The sequence below is a fragment of the Bradyrhizobium hereditatis genome (genome assembly GCF_020329435.1).
In the GTDB taxonomy this organism is placed as follows: Bacteria; Pseudomonadota; Alphaproteobacteria; order Rhizobiales; family Xanthobacteraceae; genus Bradyrhizobium; species Bradyrhizobium hereditatis.
Genome location: NZ_JAGKJK010000002.1, coordinates 184,877 through 201,485 on the forward strand (window position 1 = coordinate 184,877; position 16,609 = coordinate 201,485).

15 protein-coding genes and 1 other RNA gene are annotated in these 16,609 nt (G+C 63.6%); 2 read left to right on the forward strand and 14 right to left on the reverse strand.

Annotation, left to right across the window (positions count from 1 at the left end; all coding sequences use genetic code 11):
* Positions 1 to 196: 196 nt before the first annotated feature.
* The 10 genes from J6524_RS06145 to rsmH all read right to left on the reverse strand — a co-directional run bounded on the left by J6524_RS06145 (position 197) and on the right by rsmH (position 11,447).
* On the reverse strand, positions 197 to 1,579 hold the full coding sequence (locus tag J6524_RS06145; protein ID WP_225669486.1) for a DUF5107 domain-containing protein: 1,383 nt from the start codon (positions 1,577 to 1,579) through the stop codon (positions 197 to 199).
* Between the two features lie 180 nt (positions 1,580 to 1,759).
* Positions 1,760 to 2,218, reverse strand: coding sequence for a nucleotidyl transferase AbiEii/AbiGii toxin family protein (locus J6524_RS06150; RefSeq protein WP_225669487.1), 459 nt, complete (start codon positions 2,216 to 2,218; stop codon positions 1,760 to 1,762).
* Positions 2,202 to 2,399, reverse strand: a complete 198-nt coding sequence (locus J6524_RS06155) for a hypothetical protein (protein ID WP_225669488.1) — start codon at positions 2,397 to 2,399, stop codon at positions 2,202 to 2,204. The genes J6524_RS06150 and J6524_RS06155 overlap by 17 nt, the downstream gene beginning before the upstream one ends.
* A 215-nt stretch (positions 2,400 to 2,614) precedes the next feature.
* Complete coding sequence (gene murD / locus J6524_RS06160) at positions 2,615 to 4,015, reverse strand: UDP-N-acetylmuramoyl-L-alanine--D-glutamate ligase (RefSeq protein WP_225669489.1); 1,401 nt, start codon at positions 4,013 to 4,015, stop codon at positions 2,615 to 2,617.
* Positions 4,016 to 4,147: 132 nt separating this feature from the next.
* A complete protein-coding gene (gene mraY / locus J6524_RS06165) occupies positions 4,148 to 5,254 on the reverse strand; it encodes a phospho-N-acetylmuramoyl-pentapeptide-transferase (protein WP_225669490.1) in 1,107 nt (368 codons plus the stop codon).
* Between the two features lie 165 nt (positions 5,255 to 5,419).
* A complete protein-coding gene (locus tag J6524_RS06170; protein ID WP_225669491.1) occupies positions 5,420 to 6,802 on the reverse strand; it encodes a UDP-N-acetylmuramoyl-tripeptide--D-alanyl-D-alanine ligase in 1,383 nt (460 codons plus the stop codon).
* Positions 6,799 to 8,256 carry a UDP-N-acetylmuramoyl-L-alanyl-D-glutamate--2,6-diaminopimelate ligase gene (locus tag J6524_RS06175; protein ID WP_225669492.1) on the reverse strand — a complete coding sequence of 486 codons (1,458 nt, stop codon included), beginning with the start codon at positions 8,254 to 8,256 and terminating at the stop codon, positions 6,799 to 6,801. The genes J6524_RS06170 and J6524_RS06175 overlap by 4 nt, the downstream gene beginning before the upstream one ends.
* A 52-nt stretch (positions 8,257 to 8,308) precedes the next feature.
* Positions 8,309 to 10,060: a peptidoglycan D,D-transpeptidase FtsI family protein gene (locus J6524_RS06180; protein ID WP_225669493.1), complete on the reverse strand. Its 1,752-nt coding sequence runs from the start codon at positions 10,058 to 10,060 to the stop codon at positions 8,309 to 8,311.
* Positions 10,057 to 10,449 carry a cell division protein FtsL gene (ftsL, locus tag J6524_RS06185; protein WP_225669494.1) on the reverse strand — a complete coding sequence of 131 codons (393 nt, stop codon included), beginning with the start codon at positions 10,447 to 10,449 and terminating at the stop codon, positions 10,057 to 10,059. The genes J6524_RS06180 and ftsL overlap by 4 nt, the downstream gene beginning before the upstream one ends.
* A gap of 2 nt (positions 10,450 to 10,451) precedes the next feature.
* The gene (gene rsmH / locus J6524_RS06190) at positions 10,452 to 11,447 is read right to left on the reverse strand and encodes a 16S rRNA (cytosine(1402)-N(4))-methyltransferase RsmH (RefSeq protein WP_225669495.1); all 996 of its coding nucleotides are present in this window, start codon (positions 11,445 to 11,447) and stop codon (positions 10,452 to 10,454) included.
* Between the two features lie 546 nt (positions 11,448 to 11,993).
* On the opposite strand from rsmH, the gene J6524_RS06195 reads away from it, so the two are divergent.
* The gene (locus J6524_RS06195; RefSeq protein WP_376711983.1) at positions 11,994 to 12,779 is read left to right on the forward strand and encodes a peptidoglycan recognition protein family protein; all 786 of its coding nucleotides are present in this window, start codon (positions 11,994 to 11,996) and stop codon (positions 12,777 to 12,779) included.
* A gap of 110 nt (positions 12,780 to 12,889) precedes the next feature.
* Here the strand turns inward: J6524_RS06195 and J6524_RS06200 are convergent, their stop codons facing one another.
* From J6524_RS06200 to J6524_RS06210, 3 genes are all read right to left on the reverse strand, one after another.
* Complete coding sequence (locus J6524_RS06200) at positions 12,890 to 14,131, reverse strand: RNA polymerase sigma factor (RefSeq protein ID WP_225669497.1); 1,242 nt, start codon at positions 14,129 to 14,131, stop codon at positions 12,890 to 12,892.
* 14 nt (positions 14,132 to 14,145) lie between these two features.
* Entirely contained in the window at positions 14,146 to 14,496 is a 351-nt protein-coding gene (locus J6524_RS06205) for a YciI family protein (RefSeq protein ID WP_225669498.1), read from the reverse strand.
* Positions 14,497 to 14,644: 148 nt separating this feature from the next.
* Positions 14,645 to 15,076, reverse strand: coding sequence for a PAS domain S-box protein (locus J6524_RS06210; protein ID WP_225669499.1), 432 nt, complete (start codon positions 15,074 to 15,076; stop codon positions 14,645 to 14,647).
* A gap of 130 nt (positions 15,077 to 15,206) precedes the next feature.
* Here J6524_RS06210 and rnpB point away from each other — a divergent pair.
* Positions 15,207 to 15,632, forward strand: an RNA gene (gene rnpB, locus J6524_RS06215) — RNase P RNA component class A.
* Positions 15,633 to 15,801: 169 nt separating this feature from the next.
* Here the strand turns inward: rnpB and J6524_RS06220 are convergent.
* Positions 15,802 to 16,431, reverse strand: coding sequence for an alpha/beta fold hydrolase (locus tag J6524_RS06220; RefSeq protein WP_249789323.1), 630 nt, complete (start codon positions 16,429 to 16,431; stop codon positions 15,802 to 15,804).
* Positions 16,432 to 16,609: the final 178 nt, after the last annotated feature.

Below are 16,609 nucleotides of genomic sequence, written 5' to 3' on the forward strand. Positions count from 1 at the left end.
TGGTGGAGCAGGATGGTTTATGGGGGGTTAATGAATTGCAGATGATTTGAACGAAGCGACGCCCTCGTGCCCCGGATGCGGCGCAGCGCGGAGCGGTGCGCTGCCACGCCGGGGCCCATGGAGCTATGGGGCCCGGCTCTGCGTAGCCGCATTCCATCCCGCAACGCGTCCGGGACACGATAGCAGTCTGCAAGCTTCACTTCATTCTTGTCTCGGCCGCGATCAGCTCTCGCCCGTCTGCGCTCGTGATCGTCAGCCGCACTTGTTCGCCGCTGCTGCCGGCAGGACTCGCCGCGGAAACGCGATTTCCGTTCTTCGGATCGGCCTTCACGTCATCATCGAACAATATCGCATCGCCGCGCTTCAACGTTACGCGCAGAGGCGTGGCCGGTTCGATGCTGAAGAACTGAAGATTCACGCCGGACGCCGCGGCCGAGAAATTGATCAGGATATTCTCGTTCGCATGCGTCACGTGGCTCATGCCGACGGTCGGGCTGTAGGTCTCCGGTATGGACAGCTCGCCCCGCGCCGGAAGCTTGGCGCGGTGGAAGAACTGGTCGGACACGCCCGCCCACAATTCGACGTAAGGCCGCGCTTCGTTCAGATCCTTGCGCGCGTCGGTTTCGTTCGTGAACGATGGAAATCCCCACGTCCACATCTTCAGGCCTGGCGTGACCCGATTGTCCGCGATACGGATGATCCCCTCTTCGTTGTCGTGGTTGATAACGCCCCAGAAATTGCCGCCCTGCATATCAGGCGCCGCGTACGCTATGCCCATCGTCGGCCAGTTCCTGAAGTAACGCAGGTTCTCGAAACGGCTCCTGCCCGCACCTAAGCTCTCATCGCCTTCGGACAGGTTTGTCGACCAGGCAGGCGTAGTGTAAGCCTCAATCGGCGCGATGATTTCGGCGCCGCCGGTCGTCTTTGGATTTTTCGGGTCCGACCCAGGCGCGAGCGTCGTGCACGTCCAGTACTCGTAGTCGATGGCGCTGTCGTGCGGGTTTCGCAGCACCACGCGCGCATCGAGCGCGGCGCGACCGGCTTTCAGCGTGACATAGTAAGTCGCCTCGATACCCGTCGAACCCTTGAGGAACCGCCCTGGCGCCGCGGAATAGGCGAAGTCATCCTTGATCGACATCGACACCGTCACTTCGCCGGCACTCTCCTCCACGACGTTAAAGTTCCATGGCTTCAGCCAAGCCCTGCCATGCTCGGGATCCGGGAACGTCGGGAAGATGCCGCCATACACCATTAGCCAGTCATAGTAGAAATTGCCGGCGTCAATCCCGTAAGGCACGCCTACTTCCGTGCGGTACAGTTGTTCGTGGCCAGTCGGCTTGTAGATGATGGAAAGAATGCGCCCGCCAAATTCGGGGACGAGCGTCACCTTCAGATAGCGATTCTCCAGCACGTAAGTCTTGAACGCGCGATCGACGATGGTCTTCTTGTCGAGCGATCCGCTGACGAACCCGTTCTCCGCAGTGGTCGCGTATTTGACGGTGCTCCACGTAATCGTCGACTCGCTGAGAGATACTCCGCTGTCGGACGCTGCTGCATCTACGACGGTATTGAGTGTCAAGGCCACCGAGAGCAAGCTAAATGCAAAACGAAATTGAATGCGTGAGGGAGCATGAGTTGCCATTTGCGACGCCCTCGAAATGAACGGGTGTAGGATGGGTAGCGCGCTGCGCGCCGCGGATTTCAAAATTTGAGGTGCTCCGCTCATCCAAGCGGAAGCAATCCCCTTGAGAGACGCACCTCAGGCACGTCGGAAACCTGGTCCCGCGCCGCGCGGAGCAAATCCTGATCGGCCTTTAGAGGAAGCGTGGGGTCCCTCTGGTAGTTCTTTGCAAAGGCCCCCAATGCCTTCCAGCGAAACGCCCGCCGTGAGCATTGCAGCAATATCGCGATAGTCCTTGGCTTCGGCGCGATCCAGAATCGCCTTCTTGGTGGCGAGCAGGTCTTCCAGAGAAGCAACCAGCAGCACCTGATCCCTCGTGCAAAGCGGATCGTTGATCCTGTCCAGCGTGAGTCCACCGAAGAACGATATCTTGACGGGCCCGGATGGCATCGGCACACCCATAACAAGGGTGTTCTTGGCAACAGCGGTGCCACCGTACAGCACGAACCCCAAGCCGGGTGCCGGCGCCAGTTGGGGCCAGATCTCCTTCTGGGCGGGTGGAAGGATTTCTATCCGTGGATCAAGCTGATCCGGCATCGAACGACCTCACAGGAACAGCGTCGGGTATCCGGCGGCCGGTGGCCCGCATCAGGCGGCCGCGCCAGAACTCCCATGACCGTTCGTCAATCCATCCGGGCTCGGCACGCAGCATGACATCAGCAAGAAGGTCGTGGCCGAGCAATTGCTCGAACCTCCGCACTTCGTCGAACCCGGCCATGCTCATCGCCTGGGCAAGAATTCTAACGTCCGAGCGGGGCTGCGAACCGACGGGCTCCCACCAGAAGAACTTCCGCTCCAACTCAGACAAGAAGTCCTGGGGAAGGCTGCGACTGGGTGAAATTTCCATGCCGCAAACTTAGCACGAAGGCACTGGCTGGGCCAGCAGCGGCGCACATACGTGCGGCTTCCCCGACGGATCACAAATAGATGCCCTCACACCACCGGCTTCACGCCGGGCATCGCCGTCACGAGATCGCGGAACGCAGCGCCGCGGATTTCGAAATTGCGGTACTGGTCGAACGAGGCGCAGGCCGGCGACAGTAGCACCACGGGATCGACGATCCCGGAGGCTTCAGCATCGCGCGCGGCGTTCGCTACGGCAACATCGAGCGTCTCGGAAATTTCATGCGGCACGCGCTCGCCGAGCGTGCCGGCGAATTCCTGCGCGGCCTCGCCGATCAGATAGGCTTTGCGGATACGCGGGAAATATTCGCTGAGGCTGGTGATGCCGCCCTGCTTCGGCTTGCCGCCGGCGATCCAGAAGATGTCGGCAAAGGACGACAGCGCATGCGCGGCGGCATCCGCATTGGTGCCCTTGGAATCATTGACGAACAGCACGTTGCCGCGGCGGCCGACCTGCTCCATGCGGTGCGCGAGCCCTGGAAAACTGCGTAGGCCGTTTTGCAAGGTTTCGGCGGATATACCCATCGCGAGCGCGCAGGCCGCTGCACAGGCTGCGTTCTGTGCATTATGTAGACCGCGCAGCGAGCCGATGCCGCCAAGTCTTGCGACTTCGTTGCGCGCGCCGCCCGCGGCCTGAACGATGATTTCGCGCTCGACATAGATCCCATCCGGCAGCGGATTCCTCACTGATATCCGCACCACGCGTTTTCCCGCCCGATCGAGCCGGTCGGCGATGTTGCGGGACCAGATGTCGTCGACGCCGACGATCGAGGTGCCCTGCGGCTGCACGCCGGCGACCAAGCGAGCCTTCACGGCGGCATAGTTTTCCAGCGTGCCGTGGCGATCGATATGGTCTTCGCTGACGTTGAGGAGAATGCCGACCGACGGATCCAGCGACGGCGCAAGGTCGATCTGGTAGGACGACATTTCCACGACATGCACACGTCCCATCCGCGGCGGCTCCAGCGAGAGAATCGCAGTGCCGATATTGCCGCCCATCTGGGTGTCGTAACCGGCAACCTTCATCAGATGCGCGATCAGGGCCGTGGTGGTCGACTTGCCATTGGTGCCGGTGATGGCGACGAACGGCGCGTCCGGCGCGTGACGACGGCGCTCGCGGCAGAACAATTCGATGTCGCCGATCACCTCAACTCCGGCCTGCCGCGCCATCAGCACCGACCAGTGCGGCGCCGGATGCGTCAGCGGCGCGCCGGGGGTGAGGATCAGCGCGGAAAAATTCGACCACGAGACCGTGCGCAGATCGGCCGTGGTGAAGCCGGCTTGTGCCGCCTTGGTGAGATTGTCGGCGTTGTCATCGCCCGCGATCACCTCGGCACCGCCGGCCTTCAGCGCCTGGCAGCTTGCAAGGCCCGAACCGCCAAGGCCGAAGACAGCGACCGTCTTGCCGGCGAAGGAAGTGACGGGGATCATACTGCCTCCACGGTCATTCCGGGGCGATGCGTCAGCATCGAACTCTGGTGCGCAACGCGCACCTGAGAATCTCGAGATTCCGGGTTCGTGCTTCGCACGCCCCGGAATGACAGCCGTAGAATTGCATGATGATCACCGCAGCTTCAGCGTGGAGAGGCCGGCCAGCGCCAGCATCACCGAGATGATCCAGAACCGGATCACGATCTGCGGCTCCGTCCAACCCTTCTGCTCGAAATGATGATGCAGCGGCGCCATCCGGAACACGCGCTTGCCCGTCAGCTTGAACGAGGTCACCTGCACGATCACGGAGACGGCCTCCAGCACGAACAGGCCGCCGATCACCGCGAGCACGATCTCGTGCTTCACTGCCACCGCCGTCGCACCAAGCATGCCGCCCAGCGCGAGCGAGCCGGTATCGCCCATGAAGATCGAGGCCGGCGGCGCATTGAACCAGAGGAAACCTAGCCCTGCCCCGAGCACCGCGCCACAGAGCACCGCGAGCTCACCGGTGCCGGCGACATATCGGATCTGCAGATAGTCGGAAAACACCGCGTTGCCGGTCAGGTATGAGATCATGCCAAAACTCGCGGCGGCAATCATGACCGGCACGATGGCAAGGCCGTCGAGACCATCGGTCAGGTTCACCGCATTGCCGGCGCCGACGATGACGAACGCGCCGAAGATCACGAAGAACCAGCCGAAATTGATCACCACGTCCTTGAAGAAAGGAATCGCCAGCGACGTCGAAGTCGCATCGCGGCCGAGCCGCACCAGGGCGTAGCAGGCCGCGAGCGCAATGACCGCTTCGATCAAGAGCCGCAGCTTGCCGGCGAAGCCGCTGTGGCTCTGCTTCGTCACCTTCAGATAATCGTCATAGAATCCGACGAAGCCGAAGCCGAGCGTCACCGCCAGCACGATCCAGACGTAAGGGTTGACCGGATTGGCCCAGAGCAGTGTCGCGACCACGACGCCCGACAGGATCATCAGCCCACCCATCGTCGGCGTGCCCTTCTTGGAGATCAAATGCGATTGCGGGCCGTCGGTGCGGATCGGCTGGCCCTTCCCCTGCCGCAAGCGCAGGTGATCGATGATCCAGGGGCCGAACAGGAACACGAACAGCGCGCCCGTCACCATGGCGCCGCCGGTGCGGAACGTGATGTAGCGAAACACGTTGAGCACGCCGCGGAAGATGCCAAAACCGGGAACGGTGTTGGAAAGCTCGATTAGCCAGTAAAACATTCAAAAGGCCCTATCACGCGGCTTGGTTGCGCCGTCTTTGGCGGGAAGCGCTTTGGCAACGCCTTGATAATCGTTTTCATCCTCAAACCAAGCAAATCTTGGTCATGCCTGGGGTATTGACGAATCACGTCTCGCGAGAACGGCGGGCCGCCTGATACGGCCATTCTACGCCTTTGCCTGCAGGGCGGCCAGCAGGCGGGGCACAAACTTGTTCACCCAGAACATCTTTTTGCTGCCCTTGACCACCACCACGTCCCCGTCCCGCAGCATTGCGGCGATTTTCCGGGGATCGAGTGTAACGGGGTCTTCATGCCAGCCGAGCGCCTGCTCCGGCGGCACGAGATCGTAGAGATGACGCATCAGCGGGCCGACGCAGTAGACGCCGTCGATATCAGGCAGGTCTTTCGCGAGCTTCACGTGATAGGAGGGCGCGTCAGCGCCCAATTCCAGCATGTCGCCGAGAATGGCAATGCGCCGGCCTGACTTCACCGGCCGCGCCCTAAGGCTGCCGAGCGCTGCCACCATGCTGGCAGGGTTGCCGTTGAAGCTGTCGTCGATCACGGTGATGCCGCCAGCCGCATGCTCCACGCCACGGCCGGTCATGATGCCTACATGGCTCAGTTCCTTGGCCAGCGCCGCAGGATCGAGACCCGCGGCGTGAATCGACGCCAGTGCGGCCAGCGCGTTCTGCAGGCGATGCGGCGCGCCCGGCGTCAGGCTGAATTGGATCTGGCTGCTGTTCACCTGCGCGGCAACGTTCCAGCTCTCGCCCTCGGCCGCATGGCTCAGTTCCCGCACCTCGGCTCCCTCACCGAAGCGGACGACCTTGCCGCTCCATTCCGGCGCCGCGACATCGTCGGGCAATACCAGCACGCCATCGTCAGGCAGGCCTTGCGCGATGCTCACCTTCTCGCGCCGGATCGCTTCCAGGCTGCCGAGCTTTTCCAGATGCACCGGCTGCACATTCACGACCAGCGCGACCGTCGGCTTTGTCAGTTCGCTGAGCCTCGCGATCTCGCCGGTCTGGTTCATGCCCATCTCGACGACCCATACGCTCGCACTCGGGCTGGCATTGCACAGCGTCAGCGGCACGCCCCAGAAATTGTTGAAGCTGCTCGGGCTCGCATCGGCATTCGGGTAAGCAGCGAGGAATTCCTTGGTGCTGGTCTTGCCGGCGCTGCCGGTCAGCCCGATCACCGGACCGGAGAACCGGGCGCGCGCGGCGCGCGCAAGGCCCCACAGGCCATCGATCAGCGTGTCCTTGACCACCAGTTGTGGAACGCTCACGCCGGCAATTGGATGCGGAACGATCATCGCCACCGCGCCGGCGGCCTCCGCCTTGTCAGCGAACTCCCAGCCATCGCGCGCGCTGGCGAAACTCGAAATGAACCCGCCGCTCGGCGTGCCGCTCAACGCCACGAACAGGCTGCCCGGCTTCACCAGGCGGCTGTCCTGCGTGACGAAATCGATCGGCGTGTCGGGAAAGTCGCTCGAGAGCCTCAGCGCACGCGCGACTTCGGCAATCGTCCACAATGCGGTCGCGCTCATTTCACCCTCGCTGCCAGCGTGGCCGCCACCGCCTCGTGATCGCTGAACGGCAACACCTTGTCGCCGACGATCTGCCCGGTCTCGTGCCCCTTGCCGGCGATCAGCAGCGCATCGCCAGGCTGCAGCGCCGCGATCCCCTGCCGGATCGCTTCAGTGCGATCGCCGATGTCGGTTGCGCCCTTTGCCGCGGCCAGAATGGCGACGCGGATCGCGGCCGGATCTTCGCTGCGCGGATTGTCGTCGGTGACAATGACCTGATCGGCATTCTCGGCCGCGATCGCGCCCATGATCGGGCGCTTGCCTGCATCGCGGTCGCCGCCGGCGCCGAAGATGACGACGAGCTTGCGCTTGGCGTAGGGCCGCAGCGCCTGCAGCGCCTTGGCCAGAGCGTCGGGCTTGTGGGCATAATCGACGAAGATCGGCGCGCCATTATATTCGCCGACCCGCTCCAGCCGCCCTTTGGCGCCTTCGAGATGTTCGAGCGCGGCGAAGACGGCGTCAGCCTCGCTGCCGGTGCCGATCGCAAGCCCTGCGGCAACGAGGGAATTCTCGATCTGGAACTCGCCGACCAGCGGCAGCTTGACCGTGTAGTTGCGTCCGCGCGTCTCCAGCGCAAGGTTCTGCGCAAATCCTTCGACGCTGGCACCGACCAGACGAATGCCTTCGGCGTCGCCATCCGCATTGCGGCCGACGTCGATGATGCGCAAGCCTCTCGCGCGCGCAGCGTCGATCACCTGCGGCGAGCACGCGTGATCGGCCGAGATCACCGCTGCGCCGCCGGGCGGGACCAGATCGCGAAATAGCCGCAGCTTGGCCGCAAGGTAATGCGCCTCATCCGGATGGTAATCCATGTGGTCGCGCGAGAGATTGGTGAAACCGCCGGCCACAATGCGTACGCCGTCCAGGCGGAACTGGTCGAGCCCGTGCGAGGATGCTTCGAACGCGAGATGCGTGACGCCGTCGCCGGTGATTTCGTCGAGCTGCTTATGCAGCGCGATCGGATCCGGGGTCGTCAGCGAGCCATAGACCGTGCGTTTTTGCGAAACGAGACCGATGGTGCCGATGCTGGCGGAGGTGTGGCCGAGCCGTTCCCAGATCTGGCGCGTAAACGCGGCCACCGATGTCTTGCCGCTGGTGCCGGTCACGGCCGCGATAGTCGTGGGCTGGCGCGGATAGAAGCGCGCCGCCGCCAGCGCCAGCGCGCGGCGCGGGTTTGGCGTGACGACGAAGGGCACGCGATGGCCGGGCGACGCCCGGTCGCCAGCTACCGCAACCGCACCCGCATCGATCGCGGCATCGATGAAGCGGGAACCGTCCGTCTTGGAGCCGGAGAGCGCGAAGAATAGATCGCCCGACTTCACCGCCCGGCTGTCGAAACTGAGGCCTTTCACATCCACAGCCTCCGCCTGCGGCTCGATCGCCACATCGTCGCTGAAGAGTTCGCGAAGTTTCATCTTGCTCCAGTCCGGCCCGGCGCGCAGCTCGGCGCGCGCGTGATCCTACGCCTTACTGGGTTGTCCTCGATGCCGCAAGAATAAGGCGCTCGGACGGCGGCAGGTCGAAGCGGGGTTCGATGCCGAGCAGCGGCCCGATGCGGGCGATCACCTTGCCGCCGGTCGGCACCGCGTTCCAACCCGAGGTGATGAAGCCATGGGTTTCCGGCAGCGCCTTTGGCTCATCCAGCATGACCAGGAGCTGATATTGCGGATTGTCGGCCGGGATGATCGCCGTAAAGGAGTTGAGCACCTGCTTCTTGGAATAGCGGCCGTTGACCACCTTTTCCGAAGTGCCGGTCTTGCCGCCGATATAATAGCCCTTCACGTCGGCCTTCTTGGCGGTTCCGACCTCGGCGTTCAACCGCATCAGATAACGCATCTTCTCCGACGTTTCGGTTCGCAGCACCTTCTTGGCGATCGCCCTCGCCTCCTCTTCCGAGCGCTTGAGGAAGGTCGGGGGGATCAGGTAGCCGCCATTGATGCAGGCGTTGATGCCCATCACCGCCTGCAGCGGCGCCACCGCGATGCCGTGGCCGAAGGACGCCGTGATGGTGTTGAGCTCGGTCCAGCGCTTCGGCACGATTGGGGAAGCGCTTTCCGGCAGTTCGGTGCGCAGCCGGTCCATCTGGCCGAGCTTCTTCAGGAACGCCTTGTGCGCCTCGACACCTTGCGACAGCGCGATCTTGGCCGCGCCGACGTTGGAGGAGAAGGTGAACACTTCCGCCAGCGTGATGTTGCGGCCGACCGGATGGGTATCGTGAATCGTGAACTTGCCGAAGCGCAATGCGCCGCGCCCGTCATAGAGCGTGTTGAGATTGGCCTTGCCGGAATCCAGCGCCATCGCCAGCGTCAGCGCCTTGAAGGTCGAGCCCATCTCGAACACGCCTGTGGTCAGGCGGTTGATACGGTCGGGGTCGTGCGCCTCCTTCGGATTGTTCGGATCGAAATCGGGCAGCGACACCAGCGCCACGATCTCGCCGGTGCGGACGTTGGAGACGAGGCCGGAAGCCGCCTTGGCCTTGTATTTTTCCTTCGCCTTCAACAATTCGTCGCGCAGCGCGTGCTCGACGCGGAGGTCGATCGACAGTTCCACCGGCTTCTGCAGCCGGTCGGTGGCAAAGCCCGCACGGTGCAGATCGGCCAGACCATTATTGTCCAGCCATTTCTCCATCCCGGCGATGCCCTGGTTGTCGATATTGACGAGGCCGATGAGATGCGCGACGGCAGCGCCGGTCGGATAGACGCGCTTGTTCTCGCGCAGGAAGCCGATGCCGGGAATGCCGAGCTTGTGGATGTCATGCTGCTGCTTCGGCGTGATCTCGCGCTTCAGCCAGACAAAACCCTTGCGCGACGACAGGCGCGTGCGCGCCTCCGCCGTGTCGAGGTCGGGCAGCGCGGCGGTCAGAAGTTCGATAGCCTCGTCCTTGTCGATGATGCGGCGCGGTTCGCCGAACAGGCTCGGCGCCTTGACGTCGGTCGCCAGCACCTCGCCGTTGCGGTCGACGATATCGGGCCGCGCGGTCGCGATCGCGTCCTGCGAGGCGGTGCGGCGCGCACCATGGCTGTCGGCGCCGACCGCGAACATGACAAGACGTCCGGCAAGCACCGCATAGATCGCCGCAAACAGCAGGATCGCTAGTCCCACGCGCGCCCGCGCCTTGGCGATGCGGTCGACGTTGCGCCCGTAGAGCAGGCTGCGGATCAGACGCTGCCGCCACGGTTCCGCACGCCTTCTGGTGTTGGCAAGCGCCTGGCCGGTCATTGCTGGTCTCCCGGCTGGGGCACCGACCCGGTCGTGGCTGGCGCCTCGGCGGCGGCCTCGATGGTATTGATCATGGCGCCGATCGGATCGGGCGCGCCGGGCCGCGCAAACGCCGGCGGCCGCTCCGGCAAATTCTTCAACTGGTCGTACTGCGTGGCGACGAGCGGTTGCAGTTTGAGATGCCGTTCGGTGAGCCCCTGCAGCCTGAGCGGCGCATCGAGCTTGGCCCATTCGGCCCGTAGCGCCGCGATCGCGTCGCGCTGCTCGCGGATCTCGGCATTGAGCCGCAGCACGCGCTCGACGCGCGAGGTCGATTCCATCTTGATCCGGTAGACATAGGCCGCCGCGAATACCAGCACACCGATGACGAGGCAGTGGATGATCCGCATGATCAGCCTCCCCTCATCACGTCGGCAAGGACGGGCCAGGCCGGCAGCCGACCTGCGGCATGCGCCGGCGCGGCCGTGCGCTCGGCCGCGCGCAGTTTGGCGGAGCGTGCGCGCGGATTGGCCGATATCTCGGCTTCACTCGGCGTGATCGGACGCTTGGTCAGGATCTGAAAACTCGGCGCGGCCTGCGCGACTTCCGGCAGGTGGCGCGAGCCGCCGCCGGTCTTGCCGCGCGCGTTGAAGAAATCCTTGACGATGCGGTCTTCCAGCGAATGGAACGACACCACCACCAGCCGCCCGCCGGGCCTCAGCACGCGCTCGGCCGCCGTCAGCGCCAGATGCAGTTCATCGAGCTCGGCGTTGACGAAGATTCTCAAGCCCTGGAACGTGCGCGTCGCCGGATGAATCTCATTGGGCTTGGAGCGCACGACCCTGGCGACGATATCGGCCAGCGCCTGCGTCGTCGTGATCGGCGCCTCTTTCCGCGCAGCCACGATGGCGCGCGCGACGGCGCGGGAATGCCGCTCTTCGCCGAAGATATAGATGATGCTGGCAAGATCGGCCTCGGAGGCTTTTGCCACGACATCCGCCGCGGTCGGGCCAGTATGGCCCATCCGCATGTCGAGCGGGCCACCCAGTCGGAATGAAAAGCCCCGTTCGGCCTGATCGAGCTGCATCGAGGAGACGCCGACGTCCATCACGACGCCGTCCACCGCCGTTTCGCCCTGCGCCGCGCAGACCTCCGCAAGATTGGAGAAACGGTCCTCGACCAAGGTCAGCCGCCCCTCCGACTGGTCGACCAGGTCGAACCCGCCGGCAATGGCCGACCGGTCACGATCGATGCCGATCACCCGGGTTCCCGCGAGCGCGAGGATCGCGCGGCTGTAACCGCCGGCGCCAAACGTCGCGTCGACATAAACGCCGCCGTCTTTGGGATTGAGCATCTCGACCGCCTCGCGGCCGAGCACCGAGATATGGCGCGACGCAGCCGGGCTCATGCGCCGTCCTCCGGCGTCTTCCCGTCGATGGTGCCAAAACTGGACGCGAAGGGGCCCATTGCGCCTCAAATCTCTGCGCTTCGCCGGGCGTGTCCGGCCGAGAGGCCACGACTCGGCACCATTGCCGCATCCACCCTGGCCTCGCGCCCGCTCATTTCCAGACGAAATTTGCTGGCTTGCCATGAACATTTCGAGCGCGAAAAAGGGCCTCGGCCGTCCCCAACCCGGTTCGGCTCTTCACCACTTAGTAACGGCACTTAGCGTTAAGAAAGCGTTGATGATCCTCGACGGGTTTTGCGCGCATTTGAGACACCGAAAAATGGTGATGCGCCCCCCACACAGCTATCGAAAATACCGGGTGGAACTCGGCCGCCTCGTTGCGTCGCTGCTAGGTAAAAGAGTAGTAAACGCCGTTGTCGCTTGAACACGATGTTGCCGCCTTTACGCCCCGCTTGAGATTAGAAAATGGCTACAGGTTCGTTCGGATCCGCTGCTATTGATTCGAAGCGTCAACGGGCCCTTTCCGTGCCCAGGGCCAATGCCGACATGAAGACTTTTACTCCCGACTCATCGATCGCTTCCGACGTCATCCCTTCGCCGAACTATGGCGAGCGCAACAACGGCCGCGTCGCCGACATGATCCTGCTGCACTACACCGGCATGCCGGATGTGGAAGGCGCGATCGCCCAGCTCTGCACCCCCGGTACCGACGTCTCAGCCCACTACATCGTGCTGGAGGACGGCCGCATCGTGCAGTCCGTGCCCGAAGCCATGCGCGCCTGGCACGCCGGTGTATCCGCTTGGGCCGGCGAGGAAGACATCAATTCCTGCTCGATCGGCGTCGAGATCATCAATCGCGGCCACGACTGGGGCTATCCGGACTTCCCGTCGCGCCAGATCGCCGCCGTGATCGCGCTGTGCCGCGGCATCATGCTCCGCCGCAAGATCCCGGCGCATCGCGTGCTCGCGCATTCCGACGTCGCGCCTGCGCGCAAGAAGGACCCCGGTGAAAAATTCCCGTGGCACCTCCTGGCGAATTCCGGCGTCGGCCACTGGGTGCAGCCGGCGCCGATCGTGCGCGGCGAAACGCTCAAGCTCGGCAGCATCGGCGACGACGTCGCCGGACTGCAGGCAGCGCTCGCCAAATACGGCTACAACATCCCGACCCATGGCAAGTTCGATGGGCCGACCATGGAAGTGGTGACCGCCTTCCAGCGTCACTTCCGTCCCGCACGCGTCGACGGCATCGCCGATCTCTCGACCATCAGCACGCTGCACGCGCTGCTGGCGAGCCTGCCGGCCGATGCGATGACGACGATGGCAGTGAGGTAGGTCACGGTACTCTCCGCCGTCATTGCGAGCGAAGCGAAGCAATCCATCGCTCCACACGCGCGGATAGATGGATTGCTTCGTCGCTTACGCTCCTCGCAATGACGGAGGAACTAGTTGCGATCCATCTCCGCGATCCTTCGCGCATAATACCGCCGCAACGGCTCCAACTGCGTCGCCGCCGTCGCTTTCAGATACGCCTCGCGCGCCGCGTCGCGTCGACCGAGCCGGCGCAACAGATCCGCTCGAACCGCCGGCAGCAGCTCATACCCCTTCAGCCCGCCGCGCGCCTCCAGCGCGTTGACCAGATCGAGCGCCCGCGCCGGCCCGTCGACCATCGCCACCGCCGCCGCGTGGTTGAGTTCGATCACTGGCGACGGGCTGATCCGCAGCAGCACCTCGTAGAGGCCGACGATCTGCCGCCAATCGGTGTCTTCGTAACTCGGCGCACGCGCATGCAGCGCCGCGATCGCCGCCTGCACCGCATAGGACTGCGGCCGCCCCGGCATCCGCAGCGCCTCTTCCACAAGAAGCAATCCTTCCGAAATTTGCGCACGGTCCCAGAGCGTCCGATCCTGCTCTTCCAGCAGCACGATGTCGCCGCCTGCGGTAGTGCGGCCGGCACGGCGCGAATCGTGCAGCAGCATCAGGGCGAGCAAGCCCTTGATCTCGCCGCGTCCTGATATCAGCGCATCGAGCAACCGCGCCAGCCGGATCGCCTCGCGTACCAGATCGGGCCGCATCAGATCTTCGCCTGAGGTTGCCGCATAGCCCTCGGTGAACACGAGATAGACCACGGCAAGCACGCCGTTGAGCCGCGGCGCCAGCGCGTCGCGGTCAGGCACCTCATAGGGAATGCCAGCGAGACGGATCTTCTGCTTTGCCCGCAACAGGCGCTGCGCCATCGCGTCTTCGCTAACGAGAAAGCCGCGCGCGACCTCGGCAGTCGTTAGCCCGCATACGGTGCGCAGTGTCAGCGCCACCTGTACCTCGGCGGCAAAGGACGGATGGCAGCAGGTGAAAATCAACCGCAGCATGTCGTCTTCGAGCATGCCGTTGTCATCGTCGCACGGCGCCGACGCGTTGAGCAGCAGCTCATGCGTCAGCGCCTCACGCTTGCCGCGAAAGGCAATGCTCCGCCTGACCCGATCGATCGCCTTGTTGCGGCCGACATTGACCAGCCACGCGCGAGGATTGGCGGGCAGGCCGGTGGTCGGCCAGCGTTCCAGCGCTACCGCCACCGCATCCTGCAGGGCATCTTCCGCCAGATCGAAATCACCGACGAGGCGGATCAGCGTGGACAGCGCCCGCCCCGCCTCGTCGCGGAATATTTTCTCGATTTCGACGGGTGTCATGCCATCGCTGGACGTCAGTCATACACCATGATCGGCCTGACCTCGATCGAACCCATCTTGGCGGTGGGAATCCTGGCCGCAATGCCCAGGGCTTCATCGAGATCCTTGGCCTCGATCAGATAATAGCCGCCGAGCTGCTCGCGGGTCTCCGCAAACGGACCGTCCGTGGTCAACATCTTGCCGTCGCGAACGCGCACGGTCGTGGCGGTCGCCGTCATTTGCAGGGCGTCGCCGGCCTTGAAGTTGCCGCTCTGGATGATGGATTGGGTGAATGCGCGGTATTCCGCGGTCAGCTTCTGGAGCTCGGAAGCGTCCATCTTCGCCTGCTCGGCTTCGTTTCGATAGATCAACAACAGATACTGCATTTTTTGAAACTCCTTCTAACCGGCTGGATCGCCGACAACCAGTCGAATGGACTTCCCGCAAAACGACATGGTCACGGAATTTTTTTCGGTCGGCCGCCGTCCCTTGACGGAACGACTTCATATCCGGAGCATGATCGCCGGCGGGTGTTCAAGGCCTCCCGGCTGCCCCGGCGAGCCGCCGCTTCAACTCCCTGACCTCTTCGAACCGCTTTGTCACGTCGCGCATCACCGCCATCGTGCCCCCGACCTCCTGCTCGTTGTCTCGCAACAACACAATGGTGAACTCGACCGAGATGCGGCGTCCATCCCTGGTCAGTGCGGGCACCGACAACAGGTCGCCGTGGCCGTAGCGGCTCGTCCCCGTCGCCATCGTGTGGCGAAATCCTTCCCAATGCCGGGCGCGCAAATTCTCGGGAATAATGATGTCGAGCGATTGGCCGTTTGCCTCTTCGGCCGAAAAGCCGAATATCCGCTCCGCGCCTGGATTCCAGAATGTAATGTGTCCCTCGCGATCGGTCGCAACGATCGCGTCAGAGGCACTGCGCAGCAGTGCCTCTCCAAGAGCGGCAGGAATTTTCATCGCGCATCAACTCATCATTGCCGGTCAGCATTCAATTCCGTGATGTCGCCGGTGTCAAAATCGGAGATGGAACCCGATTAACCATCGCTTTCCCTTGACGCAGGCCATCGGAATCCCCATTCGTAAGGTGTCAGTCGGCCGGACGGCCGCTCCCGCTATGGTCGAAAGGCTGCGGGAGAGGAAAGTCCGGGCTCCATCGACATGCGGTGCCGGATAACGTCCGGCGGGGGTGACCCCAGGGAAAGTGCCACAGAGACTGAACCGCCCGCCTTCGCCCTCCGGGGCGTTGGCGCGGTAAGGGTGAAAAGGTGCGGTAAGAGCGCACCGCGTTTCCGGCAACGGAGACGGCATGGCAAACCCCACCGGGAGCAAAACCGAATAGGGACGGCAACGCGGGCAGTTCGCGAAAGCGATAACGCCGCAGGGCGATGTCAGGCCCGTCGTCCGGGTAGGTTGCCCGAGTCCATGCGCGAGCATGGTCCCAGAGGAATGGCCGTCACGTACCATTCGCAAGAATGGTGCCCTACAGAACCCGGCTTACAGGCTGGCTGATATCTGATGAATGAGGGGTTCGGCGCGAACACGCCGGACCCCTCGCCATTTGTGGCCTCGCGCAGAACCGTAGCCCGCATGAGCGTAGCGACATGCAGGGCGGTTTGGTGGTTAGATTTGTCCCGGATGTCGCTGCGCTTACCCGGGCCACGTTTTTCGCGTGCGGGTCGACCTCAGTCGCGCCCGGCCTCGGCGATCGCCTGCGCCAGGCGCGGCGGATTGCTAAAGAACATCTCATGGCTGCCGTCGCATTCGACCAGACGGAACAGGCCGAGGCGCTCCGACAGCCGCGGATGCCATGGCAGGCTGTGCGGCAAGGCAATGTCCTGCCGGCAATTGACATAGGATTTTCCGACCGGCAGCTCCGCCAGCGGACGCTTCAGCGTGATCTTGTCAGTGAATGTCCGGTAGGGATGCGGATTGAGTCTGGCATAGGCGGACCTTGCCAGCTCGACGTCGGCGTCGTTGATGAAGGCATCGCGCCAGATTTCGAACGGCAGCATGACGGCATTGTTGTTGGCGGCGGCCACCGCATCGAACAGGCCGACATAGTGCGGCGGCACCATGTCGTTGAGACACTGCCCGTCCAGCGGCACGAAGGCGTTGACATAGACGAGGCGCTTGATCCTGTCGGTGAGACGGTCGGCGACGCCCGAAATCACCATTCCTCCGTAGGAGTGACCAACCAGCCTGATGTCGCGCAGATCGTTCCTTTCGATATATGCGACGATCGACGCGATCGCCTGCTCAAGCCCCGTTGCGCCGCGGTCGTCATCCCTGTTGTTGCCGGCGACCGTCGGCAATGCACGACATGGCCGGCTTTTCCCAAATGCCCGGCCACCGCTTCCATCTCGGCGCCGGTGTGCCACGCGCCGTGAACCAGTACGTAAGTGTCTGCCATTGCCGTCTCCTCCGATTTTTTTGAATCGAACCTTGATAGAAACAGCCGTTCGCCAGGGATGGCCGGATTCGGCCACCGCC

Coding starts and splice junctions, on each gene's coding strand:
- J6524_RS06150 (WP_225669487.1), bottom strand. CDS start 2,218: ATGCCGGATCAGCTTGATCCACGGATAGAAATCCTTCCACCCGCCCAG.
- J6524_RS06155 (WP_225669488.1), bottom strand. CDS start 2,399: ATGGCCGGGTTCGACGAAGTGCGGAGGTTCGAGCAATTGCTCGGCCAC.
- murD (WP_225669489.1), bottom strand. CDS start 4,015: ATGATCCCCGTCACTTCCTTCGCCGGCAAGACGGTCGCTGTCTTCGGC.
- mraY (WP_225669490.1), bottom strand. CDS start 5,254: ATGTTTTACTGGCTAATCGAGCTTTCCAACACCGTTCCCGGTTTTGGC.
- J6524_RS06170 (WP_225669491.1), bottom strand. CDS start 6,802: ATGAGCGCGACCGCATTGTGGACGATTGCCGAAGTCGCGCGTGCGCTG.
- J6524_RS06175 (WP_225669492.1), bottom strand. CDS start 8,256: ATGAAACTTCGCGAACTCTTCAGCGACGATGTGGCGATCGAGCCGCAG.
- J6524_RS06180 (WP_225669493.1), bottom strand. CDS start 10,060: ATGACCGGCCAGGCGCTTGCCAACACCAGAAGGCGTGCGGAACCGTGG.
- ftsL (WP_225669494.1), bottom strand. CDS start 10,449: ATGCGGATCATCCACTGCCTCGTCATCGGTGTGCTGGTATTCGCGGCG.
- rsmH (WP_225669495.1), bottom strand. CDS start 11,447: ATGAGCCCGGCTGCGTCGCGCCATATCTCGGTGCTCGGCCGCGAGGCG.
- J6524_RS06195 (WP_376711983.1), top strand. CDS start 11,994: ATGAAGACTTTTACTCCCGACTCATCGATCGCTTCCGACGTCATCCCT.
- J6524_RS06200 (WP_225669497.1), bottom strand. CDS start 14,131: ATGACACCCGTCGAAATCGAGAAAATATTCCGCGACGAGGCGGGGCGG.
- J6524_RS06205 (WP_225669498.1), bottom strand. CDS start 14,496: ATGCAGTATCTGTTGTTGATCTATCGAAACGAAGCCGAGCAGGCGAAG.
- J6524_RS06210 (WP_225669499.1), bottom strand. CDS start 15,076: ATGAAAATTCCTGCCGCTCTTGGAGAGGCACTGCTGCGCAGTGCCTCT.